The following is a 15316-nucleotide window of genomic DNA, read 5'->3' on the forward strand; positions in this document are numbered from 1 at the left end:
TAGATAATAGCCGATTTTGTATAGGTTGTCTACCGCTTGGCCGAATACGCTTTCTAAGGGCCGCTCCCTAGCATTGTTGCCCAAAGTGCCCATCCTAAATATCCTAAGTAGGATCTTTAGTTTATCCAGTAAACAAACTAGCCGATTGCTTTTATAATGAAAGTGCTTACAAAAACCATGTATCGCGTGGGAAGGGGTTCGAAAGCAGTGGCGAAAAAACTGTGGACAGCCGGCATGGCTGCCGCTCTGGCCGTATCGATGGCTGCGTGCTCAAGCGGCAACAACGGAGGCAACGCGTCCCCCGCCGAGTCAAGCGGCGGTTCGTCGGCACCTGCGAGCGGCTCGGCATCGGCTACGGCAACGGCATCGGAGAAGCCGCTCGACAAAGTCACCTTTTCTTTCTTCAGCGGCGTAGCCGGCGAGAAGGATCTGAACACCAACGAGACGACGATCGGCAAAGCGCTCGAGGACCAGACGGGCGTCAACTTCAAGATCGAGCATCTGGTCGGCGACCTGAACACGAAGATCGGCACGATGATCGCCTCCAATCAGTATCCGGACGTCCTCATCCCCGACGCCGCGATCGAGGAAGTGCTCAAGGCCGGCGCCTTCATCCCGATCGACGATCTGATCGAGCAATACGGCCCGAATATCAAACGCGTCTACGGCCCTTACTTCGAACGCATGCGTGCGGACTATGGCGGCAAAATCTATTTCCTGCCGCTCGGTCCGCAGGTCGGCGAATTTTCGGCGGACCCGAACATCAACCAGGGCGCCTTCTGGGTACAGCGCCGCGTGCTGAAGGAAGCCGGCTATCCGAAGATCAAGAAGCTGGACGACTACGTCAAGCTGGTCGAAGACTTCGTCGCCAAGCATCCGGAGGAGAAGCTGACCGGCATGCTCACGCTGACGAACGACTGGCGGTTTTTCGCGACCTCCAATCCGCCGATGCATCTGGCCGGCTATCCGAACGACGGCAACGTCATGGTCGACATCGCGACGAACGAGGCGAAAACGTACGCAGGCTCCGAAAACGAAAAGCGCTGGCTTAAAACGCTTAACGACCTGAACGCCAAGGGGCTGCTCGACAAGTCTTCGTTCGTCGACAACTACGATCAATATATCGCGAAGCTGACTTCGCACAAGGTCGTTGGCTTCTTCGACTACGGCTGGCAGATGGCCAACGCGCAGAACGTGCTGAAGGACGCCGCCCGGAAGGACCAGTCCCAGGACGACTTCGTCTACTTCCCGCTGCCGGTCACGTTCGACGGCACCCACGACCAGTACCTGGATCCGCCGGGCTGGACGAGCAACCGCGGCATCGGCATCACGAAGAGCGCCAAGGACCCGGCACGCATCATCCAGTTCTGGGACAATCTGCTCAAGGAAGAAAATCAGGTTCTCAAGAGCTGGGGCATCAAGGGCGAGACCTACGAGGTCGACGACAAGGGACGCTTCTACCGGACGGTCGAGCAGATCGACAAGCTCGACGACGCGTTTAACGAGAAGTTCGGCTTCAAGACGTTCGACTGGGATTGGCCGCAGTACGGCACGTCCTCCACGCTGGCGGACGGCAATGCGGTAGCGCCCGGCTACCAGCCCGAAGTATTCCAGGTGGGCCTGACCGAAGGCGACAAGACGATCCTCGACAAATACGGGGTCAAGACGTACGCGGAAATGTTCGACACGCCTGAAGACCGCCCGTGGTTCCCGGCGTGGAGCATTCCGAAGGAGCAGGGCTCGCCGCAGCAGATCTGGGAGACGAAGAAGGACGATCTTCAGAAGAAGTACTATGCCAAGATCGCGCTGGCGAAGCCGGCCGACTTCGACAGCGCCTGGGACGGCTATATGAAGGAATTCGCGAAGCTGGATACGGCGGGCTACGAGAAATGGTATACGGAGCAGATCAAGAAGATCGTAGACGTCGCTAAATAATACGCGGCGATGCGATTCGCAGGAAGGATAAGCCGGCTTCGCGCGCAGCTGCGTGGCTGAGGCCGGCTTTCCTTTTCGGTCGTACAGCTAGGCGGAAGGAGCAAGCAGAATGGATAACAACGACGTGCCGGCCGCGCCGGCGCCGCAGTTCGGAGCCAAGCCGCAGCCCGCCGGGCTGAAGCTTTTTATGAAAAGACTCGTATCGCAGCGCATGCTGGTTCTGATGTCCGTTCCCTTTGTCATCTGGCTGTTCGTGTTCAAATACGTGCCGGTATGGGGATGGACGATCGCCTTTCAGGATTATCAGCCCTCGCTTCCCTTCAAGGCGCAGGCCTGGGTCGGCTTCAAGCACTTTCACGCCTTGTTTTCGGAGGACCGCTTCCTGATCGCCCTGCGCAATACGCTCGCGATGAGCGGCATCAATCTCGTGCTCGGATTCGTGACGGCCGTATCGCTCGCCCTGCTGCTGAACGAGGTTCGCAAGGTCGCGTTCAAGCGGGTCGTGCAGACCGTCAGCTATTTGCCGCACTTCATCTCCTGGGTCGTCGCGGCCGGCATCATCCAGACGACGCTCGCGCCCGAAGGGATCGTCAACGAACTATTGAAGGCGTTCGGCGTCATCGAAGCCGGACAGGAATACTTGTTTCTCGGCAAGGCGGAGTGGTTCTGGGGCATCTTCGGCGCCAGCTCCGTGTGGAAGGACGTAGGCTGGAATACGATCGTCTATCTGGCCGCCATCAGCGCCATCGATCCCGCGCAGTACGAGGCGGCGGAGATGGACGGCGCAGGCCGCTTGAGACGAATGTGGTATATCACGCTGCCGGGCATCAAGCCGGTCATTATCGTCCTGCTCATTATGAACATCGGCTACTTGCTGGAATCGGGATTCGAACCGCAGTACCTGCTCGGCAACGGTATGAACGTCGATTATTCCGAGAACATTGACATATTCGTGCTCAAGTACGGCCTCCAGCAGTTCAACTTCCCGCTCGCGACGGCGGCCGGCATGTTCAAGACGGTCGTGAGCTTCATCCTGCTGTTCTCGGCCAACCATATCGCCAAGCGATTGGGCCAGGACAGACTTTTCTAAAAAAAAGGAGGCGGTCCCTATGGCGAACGCTTCAGGCGCGTCGCGCCCGTCCCGCAGCCCGCGCCGTCACGCTTCGGTCGGAGACCGGACGTTCGATATTTTGAATTACGTCTTTCTCACCCTGCTGATGGTCGTAACGCTGTATCCGTTCCTCAACACCCTCGCCGTATCGCTGAACGCCGCGAGCGATTCGGTCAAGGGCGGCATCCACCTCTGGCCGCGGGCGTTCTCCAGCGAGAACTACAAGTTCGTGTTCGGCGAGGCGACGATCTACAACGCGACGCTCATCTCGGTGCTGCGCACGGTCATCGGCACGCTCGTCACGGTGTTCGCCTCCGCCATGGTCGCCTACACGATCAGCAGGCAGGAGTACGTGCTGCGCAAATTCGTCACGATCGCTTTTATCATCACGATGTACATCAACGGGGGGCCTCATCCCGAACTACTTGCTCATCCGGGATCTGGGGCTGATCAACAGCTTCTGGGTGTACATCCTGCCGGGCGTCATCGGCGTGTTCAATCTGATCATCATCCGCTCGTTCATCGAGCAGCTGCCGGAGAGCGTGATCGAATCCGCGCGGATCGACGGGGCGGGGGACTTCCGGACGTTCTTCAACATCGTGTTCCCGCTGTGCCTGCCCGTGCTGGCGACGGTGGCTCTATTTACGGCGGTGTACCAGTGGAACTCGTGGTTCGACGTGTTTTTGTACAACTCCTCCAACGTCAAGCTAAGCACGCTGCAGTACGAGCTGCAGAAGATTTTGCAAAATTCCAATACGACCTCCAGCGCGGCATCGGCGTTCGCGGGCTCCGCGGCTTCCTCGCTCAAGGTGTCCCCGGTGTCGATCCGGGCGACGATGACGATCGTGGCGGCCGTGCCGATGATCGTCATCTATCCGTTCCTGCAGAAATACTTCGTGAAGGGCATGACGGTCGGCGGCGTGAAGGGATGAAGCTGAGGAGGACAGGAAGGAGACGGGCGAGATGAAAACGGGAAAAAAGCCTGCGGAAGCGGGCGGAGACGGCGCGATGGATAAAGGCACGACAGACAACGGCGGGATGGATAGCGGCAGGGTGGATAGCGGCACGATGGAAAACGGCGGGATGCATAACGGCACGAGGCATAATGGCACGGGCGCCTTCGTCACCGGACAGTATCCGAATCTGCTCGAACGCTATGGCTATGCGCCGGAGGTGATCGAGGCCTGGCTGGCGGATGCGTGGCGGCGGCTGTTCGGCGAAGACGATCGGACGCGCATTTATTATCCGTCCGGCGACGACATGGGCTACATGCTGGACACCGGCAATCTCGACGTGCGGACCGAAGGCATGTCCTACGGCATGATGATGGCCGTGCAAATGGACGACAAGTCGCTCTTCGACCGGCTGTGGCGCTGGGCCTGGACGTATATGCATATGAAGGACGGCGTGCATGCCGGGTATTTCGCCTGGTCGTGCGCGCCGGATGGGACGCGCAATTCGAACGGCCCCGCGCCGGACGGCGAGGAGTACTTCGCGCTGGCGCTGTTTTTCGCGGCGCACCGCTGGGGCGAAGGCGAGCCGCCTTTGGACTATGCAGCCAAGGCGCGGGACATCCTGCGGGCCTGCCTGCACAACGGCGAGCAGGGTCCGGGCTATCCGATGTGGAACCGGGACAACCGGCTCATCAAGTTCGTGCCCGAGTGCGAATACAGCGATCCGTCGTACCATCTGCCGCATTTCTATGAACTGTTCGCGCTGTGGGCGGACGAGGCGGACCGGCCGTTCTGGCGGGAGGCGGCGGTCGCGAGCCGGGCATATTTGCCGCTCGCCTGCCATCCGGAGACCGGGCTCTCGCCGGAGTACGCCCACTACGACGGCACGCCCAATGACGAGCGCGGCTACGGGCATTTCTACAGCGACTCGTATCGGGTCGCCGCCAATGTCGGCCTGGAAGCCGCATGGTTCGGCGCAACGCCGTGGATGGAGCGCGAGGCGGAGGCGATCCTGCGCTTTTTCGCGGACAAGGACCCGGCCGACTACCGTCGCTACCGGATCGACGGCGCGCCGTTCGAGGAGCCGGCGCTGCACCCGGTCGGCCTCGTCGCGACGAACGCATGCGCCGCGCTTGCCGCGCCTGACAGCCCGCATGCGAAGGACGCGGTCGCGCGCTTCTGGGACACGCCGGTGCGGGAAGGCGAGCGGCGCTACTATGACAATTGCCTGTATCTGTTCGCGCTGCTGGCGCTCGCCGGACGGTACCGGATCTGGCTGCCCGAGGCTTGAAGGTTGAAGCCTGAAGCCAGAAGCCTGAAGTAGCGGCTGACGGCATGGGCGGGATGGGATTATCGAAGAGAAGGGAGTCTCTGTTGCGGGAGACTCTTTTTTATTTGCACGGAGAGGAGCGCACGGGATGGATCGAAGTCAAGCTGGACAAGAAGCATACGAGCAGGCGTGGCTCGATTACAGACGGATCGGGGACGAGACGCTGCGCGCGAAGTATGCGGCGGCATGCGGCAGGCTCGTCGTGGTTGGCGATGGCGCCGAGCTGGCATCGGCGCGTCTCGAGCTGCGCCGCGCGATCGGGGGGCTTGCTTGGCATGGCGCCTGCCGATGGCCCGGCGGAATCGGTTGAGGCCGGCGCACGCGCGGGCGAGGGAGGAACGGTAGGTCCCGCGATCGTTGTAGGCTTGGCGGACGCGGCGGAGATCAATCTCCCGGACGACGCCGGCATGCTCGGCGAGGAAGATTGCGCGATCCTATCCGGTGCCGACGGCAGCGTCTATCTGCTCGGCGGCGGCGCGAAGGGCGCGCTGTATGCGGCCTACGGCTTCATTCGATTGCTGTGTGCGGGCAGCGACATAAGCGATCTCCGAATCGTCGAACGGCCGGCGTATTCGCTGCGGATGATCGATCATTGGGACAACGCGGACGGGTCCGTCGAGCGCGGCTACGCCGGCGGAAGCTTGTTTTTTGAGGCCGGACGACTGGGCGAGCGGGCGGCGCGAATTCGCGATTATGCGCGCTTGACCGCTTCGATCGGCATCAACGCGGTCGCCATCAACAACGTCAACGTGCATGCCGAGGAGACGCGGCTGCCTGTCGCCGGAGCGGCTGGGCGACGTGGCGCGGGTGGCCGATATTTTGCGCGAATATGGAATTGCAATGTACCTGAGCGTCAACTTCGCCGCGCCGATGGCGCTCGGCGGGCTCGCGACGGCAGACCCGCTGGACCCGGCCGTCGCCGCATGGTGGCGCGAGACGACGGCCGAGGTATGCCGGCACATTCCGGGCTTCGGCGGCTTCGTCGTCAAGGCCGATTCGGAGCATCGGCCGGGCCCCTTCACTTACGGGCGGGATCACGCGGACGGCGCCAACCTGCTGGCCGACGCGCTCGCGCCGTTCGGCGGCACGGTCGTCTGGCGGTGCTTCGTTTACGATTGCAAGCAGGACTGGCGTGACCGGCGGACGGATCGCGCGCGCGCCGCTTACGATCACTTCATGCCGCTCGACGGCGCGTTCCGCGACAATGTCGTGCTCCAGATCAAGCACGGACCGATGGATTTTCAGGTGCGCGAGCCCGTATCCCCGCTGCTGCTCGGCCTCCGGCGCACGCAGATCGCGCTGGAGCTGCAGATTACGCAGGAGTACACAGGACAGCAGCGGCATCTTTGCTATCTTCTTCCGATGTGGAAGACGGCGCTGGACTTCGACGGCGGCGACGGACGCACGGTAGCGGATGCGGCGGCGGGCGGACGGATGGGCGGCGCGGTGGCGGCAGAACAAGCCGCAGGACAGGCCGCGCCTTCCGCTGGGAAGGAATGCCGGCGCGGTGGCCTCGCCGCCGTATCCAATGTCGGCACCGACGCCAACTGGACGGGCCACTTGCTCGCGCAGGCGAACTGGTACGGCTATGGGCGACTCGCCTGGAATCCGTCTTTATCGGCGGAAGCAATCGGGCGCGAATGGATCCGGATGGCGCTGGGGCCGGACCCGGTCGTCGAGGAGACCGTCATCCGGATGCTGATGGACTCGTACGCCATTTACGAATCGTACACGGCTCCGCTTGGCGTCGGCTGGATGGTCAACCCGCACCATCATTATGGCCCGAACGTCGACGGGTACGAGTACAGTCCCTGGGGCACCTATCACTACGCGGATCGCGAAGGCCTCGGCGTCGATCGCACCGTTGCGACCGGCACCGGCTACGCGGGACAATATCCGGCCGCGGCAGCGGCCTTATACGAGTCTCCCCATACCTGCCCGGACGAGCTGCTGCTCTTTTTTCACCATGTCCCCTACGGCATGCGCCTCAAGAGCGGCAAAAGCGTCATTCAACACATTTACGATACGCGCTTTGAAGGCGCCGACCGGGCCGCCGGGCTGCTCGCTGCCTGGGACGGCATCGCCGATCGTCTTCCCGTGCGCGTCCACGCGTCGGTGCGAGAGCGGCTCGCGCACCAGGCCGAACACGCGCAGGAATGGCGGGACCAGCTCAACACCTACTTCTATCGCAAATCCGGCATCCCGGACGCCTGCGGCCGGATGATTTATTGACCGTCGCCATACGCGTCTAATGCGCCGAGCGGCAGTTTGTTGCTAACCGGGAATATCAGCGCGTGGAGGCTGCGGCGAGTGGCGGATTAGTTGCTATGTGAGACTACCTGCGTGGGGTGCTAGGGTGAGCAGGTGGTTTTGTTCCTATGTGGGACTACATGCGAGTGAAAGCTGTAACGAGTGGCGGATCAGTTCCCGGGTGAGACTCCTTGCGAGAGGAGACTATGGCGAGCAATTGGTTAGTTCCTATCTGGGACTACTTGCGAGAGGAGACTATGGCGAGCAATTGGTTAGTTCCTATGTGGGACTACTTGCGAGAGGAGACTATGGCGAGCAGTTAGTTAGTTCCTATGTGGGACTACTTGCGAGAGGAGACTATGGCGAGCAGTTGGTTAGTTCCTATGTGGGACTACTTGCGAGAGGAGACTATGGCGAGCAGTTGGTTAGTTCCTATGTGGGACTACTTGCGAGAAGAGACTATGGCGAGCAGTTAGTTAGTTCCTATGTGGGACTCCTTGCGAGAAGAGACTATGGCGAGCAGTTGGTTAGTTCCTATGTGGGACTACTTGCGAGAGGAAGCTACTGCGAACAGTTAGTTTAATCCCATGCGAGACTACTTGACGGGGAAACTGCGAGCCCGAGACCCGTTTTTCGCACGGTGGACCGAATCTTTATTTTTTGTAGGAAATACCTTGCTTTTCCGGGTACGACCGATCTGGCGGAAATTGCATAATGGAGAAACGCAAGCAATGAGCGCCAGCTTCGACACGGGCACGGGCGGCTGGTTCAAGCGTGGCACCGAGACCGTCGCGCAGTCGACGGATAAAGCTTGCATGGCGGTTTCGCATCATCGGGGCCCCAGAACCTCAAGCCATTGGCGTGTGGTTCTTGGGCTTGTTTCCATTGTCGCACCACCCATTCCGCCGCCGCTAATCCGATGCACCAGTATAGCGCAAAATTGCGCTATTCCCGCACTCGCCAAACCGTCCACGCCGCCGGCGCTAACCTGCTGCTCGGAAATGGCGCAAAATTAAGCTATTCTCGCATTTTCCAAATCACCCATTCCGCCGCCGCTAATCCGATGCACCAGTATAGCTCAAAATTGCGCTATTCCCGTATGTGCCACTTCACCTGCGCCGCCGTCGCGAACAAGATGCATTCAATTAGCGCAGCGGTTCAGAGAAAATGAAAGAGAACACGATCGCGGTTCAGCGCATACTTTCGGATTTTTTTGATGGTCAGCGTTAACTGGCGAGATGAAAGGTTTGTCGACGAGCACTCTAAGGTACTTGTGAGCCGTATTTTTGCTAATTCCGATAGCGGCAGCAACTTGCGAGGGTCCAAACTCGAGATATTCGCAAGCCATTGGCCGCGGTTCAAAAAAGAGGAATGACTTGCTCGCATGAGAATAATTTGGATACGCAGGCAGCTTTATGAGAATTTTCTCAACATATTTTAATAAATAACGAAATTTTATGATTCATCGGCGTTTTTTTCTCTTGGTGGGAACATTTAGGTTGTTTTAAATATGCTATCGTGGGTATCGAGGCAAGCCATACATACATCACGGGAGGTACTCACATGTCTGAAACAAAGCCTACATTTCTTCGTCGGGTCATGTCCGTTGGTTTGTGCGCCGCGATCGGTCTGGGCGTCGTCACGGCCGGACAAGCCGTATCTGCGCCGAAGGCGTCTGCCGCCGCCTATTACGATACGAGCATCAAAAAAGGGCGTCAATCTGCGGGTCAGCGCGTCGACGAGCTCGGGCGTGATCCGTATGATCAATGCCGGGGAGAAGGTTCATGTCGTCGGACAAGCGAACAGCTATTGGCTGCACGTGCTCGATCAAAAGGGCAACTCCGGCTATATCTCGTCCAGCAGCCAATATTCGAATTATGCCGGCGGCGGAAGCGGCAGCAGCGGCGGTTCGGCTCCTTCCGCCGGCGGCGGCGCGAAGGCCGATCAGGTCGTCTCGATCGCCCAGAGCTATATGGGCCGCGTCAGCTACGATTACGGCACGCGCAATCCGTCCAAGCTGATCTTCGATTGCTCGGCCTTTACCGAATTCGTCTTCGCCAAGGTAGGCGTCGATCTGAAGTGGGGCACGAAATACCAGAAGTCCGCAGGCTCCTACGTGAGCAAGAGCAATCTGGCCAAGGGAGACCTCGTATTTTTCGATACGATCGGCAGCAATAACGGCGTTATCAACCATGTAGGCATCTACATGGGAGGCGGCAAGGTGATCCACGACACGCCGTCCGTTAACGGGCTTCAGATCAGTTCGATCACATCCGGCTACTGGTCCACGCACTACGTGACCGCGCGCAGGGTGCTTTAACTAGCGGACAAGGCGCCCATGGGCGGCCGCCAAGCTTGCTGCAGAAGACGTTGAATTCGGGATGTATACGGGAAAACGTTCGGTTGATATCGGCGCTGCGACTGCCGCCGGTATCGACGGCGTTGCCGGGAGCTCAGGGCTTCCGGCTTTTTTCCTTATCGGGCCCCGCTCGGCGGGAAGGCGAGCAGGGCGGCCCAAAAGCGAACTGCGGGCAGTGGTTGAATGCGAGTAGGGCAGAGGCATCGGAACGGCGCCTTCCAGGAGCGGGTCCGTCAAGCGATCCGCTTAACTTGAGAGCGTCTGCTATCTGCGAAAATAGGAGTTGTATGTTGCTGAAAAAAGAGTTATGATATTTATGCAACCGGTTGCATTGGAAGGAGAGAGCTTCGATTGAAAAGATAACGATCAAAGAAATCGCGGAATTGGCCGGGGTCAACAAAGCGACCGTCTCGCGGGTGTTGAACGGCAACGCGAACATCTCGGCGCGGACGCGCGACAAGGTGATGGAGATCGTCAAGCGGCACAATTATGTGCCCAACGCGTTGGCGAAGGGACTGGCTTCGAACCGTACGTACACGGTCGGCTTTTGTTACGACTATACGGAAAAGCAAGCGGTCTCGAACCCTTTCTTCCAGACGGTGCTGCAAGGGGTCGAGGATGTCGTGTACGCGCGCAATTTTCTGTTCCTGATGATGAGCATGCAGCGCGATCAGCTGGCGCATTCTTCGTTCGCCAAGGTCGTGACGGAGCGTCGTATTGACGGAGTGCTCGTGCCCACGCAGCTGTTCACCGAAGCGACGCATCGTCTGCTGCGGCAGGAGGGCATGCCCTTCGTCGTCGTCGGCGAGCCGATGATCTCGCAGCCCGACGTGCATTGGGTAGACATCGACAACGTGCAAGCCTCGGAAAAGCTGACCCGGCGCCTGCTGGACCAGGGGCTCGGAGACGTACGGATCGTGTACGACGAGGCGGACAAAGTCAGGGACAAGTTCGTGCTGGATCGGATCGAAGGCTACAAAAGGGCGATGGGCGCATCGCGGTTGAAGCCGAGAGAGGCCACGCTGCCGCAAGTCGAGGAAGCGTTCGTCGGCGAAGCCGAAACCGTACCGCAGGCGTTGATCTTTTCCACCGAATCGTTGCTGTTCGACTGGCTGGACACTGCGGCGTCGTATCCGCAGGCGCATTCGATTCGTTTGGCTACGTTCGACCGCAGCCCGTTTCACCGGCATATGAAGTACGCCGTCGAGGCGATCGAGATCGAACTTGAGGCCATGGGCACCGAGGCGGCGGACATGCTGTTCGCCTTGATCGACAAGAACGAGCTGGCGCAACCTTATATCAAAATACCTTCCAAGTAAAAGCGGGAACAAGGAACAGGCAAAGGATTGGTTAGATGACGGCAACGACGACAAGGCTTTACCACGATCCGGCGCTTGATGCGACGTTGGCGCGGTTAGACGAACTCGAGATTCGTTTTGCGCTGCCGAAGGACGCCCGCGAGGTCGAGATCGTGTACTGGGATAAGTACAGGAAGCAGGAGCAGGGTCTGCGCAGGTTGCGTCCGGTGCGCTGGGCGGAGACGTCGGAGCTGGCTTTTTACAGAGTCGTATTGAGGAGCGACGCACCGCGCGTTCGATATCTTCAATATATATTCACTTTTGAGCGGGGGAGGACAAGCCCGGGTATTGCAGGCGGCAGGCTTGACAGAAGAGGGCGCGCAGGCGATTCCCTTTCAATTCTCGTACGCGGGAGACCGGGATACGGTGCACCGGCCTGCCTGGACCGCGGATCGGGTATGGTATCAGATCTTCCCGGAACGCTTTTTCAACGGCGATCCGAGCCGCGATCCCGAGGGTGTCGTGCCGTGGCACTCGGCGCCCGGCCGGGACAACTTCTTCGGAGGCGATCTGGCGGGAATCCTCGCGAAGCTCGACGATCTGGGACGATTGGGCATTAATGCGATTTATTTAAATCCCGTGTTCGTCTCCCGTTCGAATCACAAATACGATACCGAGGACTACTTCGAGATCGATCCCGCGTTCGGCACGCGTGAACAGTTGAAGGAGCTGGCCGACGCTTGCCATGAACGGGACATCAAGCTGGTGCTCGACCTGGTGATCAATCATTGCTCGTATTACCATCCGTTTTTTCAGGACGTGATCGAACGGGGAGAGGCTTCGCCTTATAAAGAGTGGTTCTACGTCAACCGGTATCCGATCGCGTTCGGGGAAGAGGACTACGACTCTGTCGGCTACTACAAGTGGATGCCCAAGCTGCGGACATCGAATCCCGAAGTGCAGCGGTACATCTTCGATATCCTATCCTTCTGGCAGGAAGAGACCGGTATCGACGGATGGCGGATCGATGTCGCAGACGAGGTGGAAGCCCGGTTCCTGGGGGGAACTGAGTTCCAAGGTCAAGCAATTGAATAAAGACTCTTTTATTATTGCAGAAATCTGGTACGATGCCAAGCTGATGATGACCGGGCGAGGCGTCGACAGTGTCATGAATTACGAACTTCGCGATATGCTGCTGGCGCTCGTAGCGGACGAGAGCATCGGTGTCGGCGACTTTCATGAGCGGCTTGTCCGCCATGCGAACCGATACGCGCTGGCCGAGGCGATGGGGCTGTACAACCTGCTCGGCAGCCACGACACCGAGCGAATTTGGACGCGCTGCGGCGCGGACAGGCGCAAGCTGTCGCTGCTGCTGGCGATGCAGTTTATGCTGCCGGGCATGCCCGCGGTGTACTACGGCGACGAGATCGGCATGGCGGGAGACAACGATCCCGGCTGCCGAGGCGCGATGAGATGGGAGCCGGAACCGGCCGACAGCGATATCTGGCAGGAGACGGCAGAATGGATTCGGCTGCGCAAGTCTCATCCGGCGCTGCTCGGCGGCGATCTGATCCTTTTTGCAGCCGAGCGATGTAAGCGCTTATACGATTGTCAGAAGACATGAGGGTCGCGAGCTTCGGCTGATCTTCAATGCATCGGGCGCATCCGCCCGCTCAGCCCAAGAGACGATGCGGGCATGCGGCGTCGATCCGGAGGCCGTCGCGGTCATTCGCTCCGCCGGCGCGGATCTTGCTTCGGACGCCATGCCGCCATGGTCATGGCTGTTGCTAGACATCATTGATACAGGGGGGATTCGTCCATGAATAATCGTCCGTACCGGTTATTGCTTTCCATATGCTTGATCCTGGCGCTGTTCGCGCTGTCCGCTTGCGGCGGCAATAACGGGAACAAGGGCGGCGACGCCTCGCCCTCGGCTGCCGCGCCCGCTTCTTCGAAAGCGTCCCCGGCGTCGGCCAAGCAGGTGAAGCTGACGTTCTGGCACCACTACAGCGCTTCTTCTCCCGAGGAGAAAACGCTGACGGAGACGCTCATTCCGAAATTCGAGCAAGAAAATCCAGGAATCAAGGTCGAGGCCGTCGCCTTTACATGGGAGGATCTGCACAAGAAGCTGCAGATCGCGGGCAGTACGAACGAGCTGCCGGACATCGCGCGTCTCGACATTATCTGGGTGCCCGAGCTGCAGCGCAGCAACTGGCTCTTGCCGTTGGACGAGAAGTTCCCGGACTTCAAGCAGACGGTCGACGGCCTGCTGGAGGGCCCTGTGTCGACGGCCAAGGTCGGCGAGCATTATTACGGCATTCCGCTGAACACGAATACGAAGGTGCTGTTCTGGAACGAGGCCATGCTCAAGCAGGCCGGCTTGTCCGAGCCGCCGGCGACGACCGACGCGTTTTTTGCCGCGCTGGAAGCCGTGAAGTCGTCTGCGCCGAAGGCATGGGGGTACGGGGAGCCCGGCTTGTACGGTTGGAACGTACTGCCGTGGATATGGAGCAACGGCGGCGACGTGCTGGCGCCGGATATGAGCACGGCGGACGGCTATCTGAATTCCGCGGACACGGTCGCGATTCTGACCCGTCTGCAGCAAGCTTATCAGGACGGCATGATCGCGGGCTTCAAGCCGGGCGACGTGCCGGTCACCGAAGGCCATGCCAAAGGCTCCTATGCGCTGATTGCGGAAGGGCCGTGGGCGGTGGCGCAGTTCCAGGGACAATTCGCCGGCTTCAATGCCCGGATGACCGGCTTTCCCGCCGGCAAGACGGGCTCGGTCCAGGTGCTGGGCGGAGAGGATATCGGCATTTTGAACGATCGGCACGAAGCGGAGTCCTGGAAGTTCCTTCAGTTCATGACGGGCGAGTTTGCCCAGGTGGAGATGGGCAAGGTCGGTCAGATCCCGGTTAATCTGGCCGCGATGGACAATGCCGAGATCAAGGCTATCGACTATTTCGCCCCGTTCCTCGAGCAGCTGTCGACGGCCAAAGCCAGACCGCCGGTAGCCGCCTGGCCGCAGATCGATGAAGTCATCAATACGACGATGTCCAAAATATTTTTGAAGAAAACGGACGTAAAAACCGAGCTGGACCAGGCGGTCAAGCAGATCGACGACCTGCTCGGGGCTTAACCGAGCCGCAAAAAAAGAAGAACTCCGCCTCCCGGGGTTCTTCTTCGGAAACGGAAGGGAAGCACGATGAGACATAGACGGTTCCAACCGGACGCTTACTTGTTTTTTTTGCCCGCCTTTTTTATTTTTCGCGTCGTTTGTGCTTTATCCGCTTGTCCGCAACTTGTTATACAGCTTCACGGATTTCCGCCTGACGGATCTCCGCGACGCTCCCTTCGTCGGTCTGGACAATTACGGCCGTGTCCTGAGCGATCCTGTCTTCTGGATCTCGATCCGCAATGTGCTGATCTACGGGGCGATATCGGTACCTGGCCAGATCGTGGCGGGCTTTGCGGTCGCTTTTGCGCTCCATCGCCGGATCGCGGGCGTGCGGCTGTTTCGTACGCTTTATTTTCTTCCTGTCATCACATCATGGGTCGTCGCGTCCTTGATTTTCAAATTTATTTTTACGGATCGCGGGTTGCTGAACTATGTGCTGTCGGACGTGCTTCATCTGAGCGACGAACCGGTCAATTGGCTCGGCACGCCGATGTACGCGATGATCGTACTTTCGCTGCTGGGGATCTGGAAGGGGGCCGGCTGGGTGATGGTCATGTATCTGGCGGCGCTGCAAAACGTTCCGAAGGATCTGTACGAAGCCGCATCGATCGACGGTGCGACGGTGGCGCAGTCCGTACGCTACATTACATTGCCGGCGATCCGCGAAATGACCGGCTTCGTGCAGATTATGCTCATCATCGGCGCGTTTAACGTCTTCACCTCGGTTTATCTGGTTACGGACGGCGGACCGCTTAATCAGACCGAGGTGATGCTGACTTGGATGTATCGGCAGGCGTTCGGCAATTACGATCTGGGCTATGCATCGGCGCTTTCCTTTTTTATTCGCCATCCCGATCGGATTGCTGACCTGGGTTCGGTTTCGCCTGACGGGGAGGAGCGCG

Annotated in this window: 9 protein-coding genes and 3 pseudogenes; all 12 read left to right on the top strand. The window is 59.4% G+C overall.

The annotated features are described in order from the left end of the window. The first annotated feature begins 207 nt into the window (after window positions 1-207). Window positions 208-1935, top strand: a complete 1728-nt coding sequence (locus OMP40_RS15845; RefSeq protein WP_277532657.1) for a type 2 periplasmic-binding domain-containing protein — start codon at window positions 208-210, stop codon at window positions 1933-1935. A gap of 109 nt (window positions 1936-2044) precedes the next feature. After that, on the top strand, window positions 2045-3025 hold the full coding sequence (locus OMP40_RS15850; RefSeq protein WP_420871942.1) for an ABC transporter permease: 981 nt from the start codon (window positions 2045-2047) through the stop codon (window positions 3023-3025). Between the two features lie 19 nt (window positions 3026-3044). Then, window positions 3045-3978 (top strand): annotated as a pseudogene (locus tag OMP40_RS15855) (carbohydrate ABC transporter permease). Window positions 3979-4129: 151 nt separating this feature from the next. After that, window positions 4130-5290, top strand: a complete 1161-nt coding sequence (locus OMP40_RS15860; protein WP_277533225.1) for a glycosyl hydrolase family 8 — start codon at window positions 4130-4132, stop codon at window positions 5288-5290. A gap of 127 nt (window positions 5291-5417) precedes the next feature. After that, complete coding sequence (locus OMP40_RS15865) at window positions 5418-5639, top strand: alpha-glucuronidase family glycosyl hydrolase (RefSeq protein ID WP_277532659.1); 222 nt, start codon at window positions 5418-5420, stop codon at window positions 5637-5639. Beyond that, a pseudogene (locus OMP40_RS15870) lies at window positions 5542-7561 on the top strand (alpha-glucuronidase). The gene OMP40_RS15865 and the pseudogene OMP40_RS15870 overlap by 98 nt, the downstream one beginning before the upstream one ends. A 1528-nt stretch (window positions 7562-9089) precedes the next feature. Then, complete coding sequence (locus OMP40_RS15875) at window positions 9090-9899, top strand: C40 family peptidase (protein WP_277532660.1); 810 nt, start codon at window positions 9090-9092, stop codon at window positions 9897-9899. Window positions 9900-10264: 365 nt separating this feature from the next. After that, complete coding sequence (locus OMP40_RS15880) at window positions 10265-11257, top strand: LacI family DNA-binding transcriptional regulator (protein WP_277532661.1); 993 nt, start codon at window positions 10265-10267, stop codon at window positions 11255-11257. Between the two features lie 342 nt (window positions 11258-11599). Next, window positions 11600-12331 (top strand): alpha-amylase family glycosyl hydrolase, encoded by a 732-nt coding sequence (locus OMP40_RS15885; protein ID WP_277532662.1) that lies wholly within the window; start codon window positions 11600-11602, stop codon window positions 12329-12331. Next, entirely contained in the window at window positions 12324-12860 is a 537-nt protein-coding gene (locus tag OMP40_RS15890) for an alpha-amylase family glycosyl hydrolase (RefSeq protein WP_277532664.1), read from the top strand. Before OMP40_RS15885 ends, OMP40_RS15890 begins: the two co-directional genes overlap by 8 nt. 195 nt (window positions 12861-13055) lie before the next feature. Next, on the top strand, window positions 13056-14375 hold the full coding sequence (locus OMP40_RS15895; protein ID WP_277532665.1) for an extracellular solute-binding protein: 1320 nt from the start codon (window positions 13056-13058) through the stop codon (window positions 14373-14375). Window positions 14376-14694: 319 nt separating this feature from the next. Next, window positions 14695-15225 (top strand): annotated as a pseudogene (locus OMP40_RS41815) (carbohydrate ABC transporter permease); the annotation flags it as partial. Between the last annotated feature and the right edge of the window lie 91 nt (window positions 15226-15316).

It is taken from the genome of Cohnella rhizosphaerae (genome assembly GCF_029525575.1).
Classification (GTDB): domain Bacteria; phylum Bacillota; class Bacilli; order Paenibacillales; family Paenibacillaceae; genus Cohnella; species Cohnella rhizosphaerae.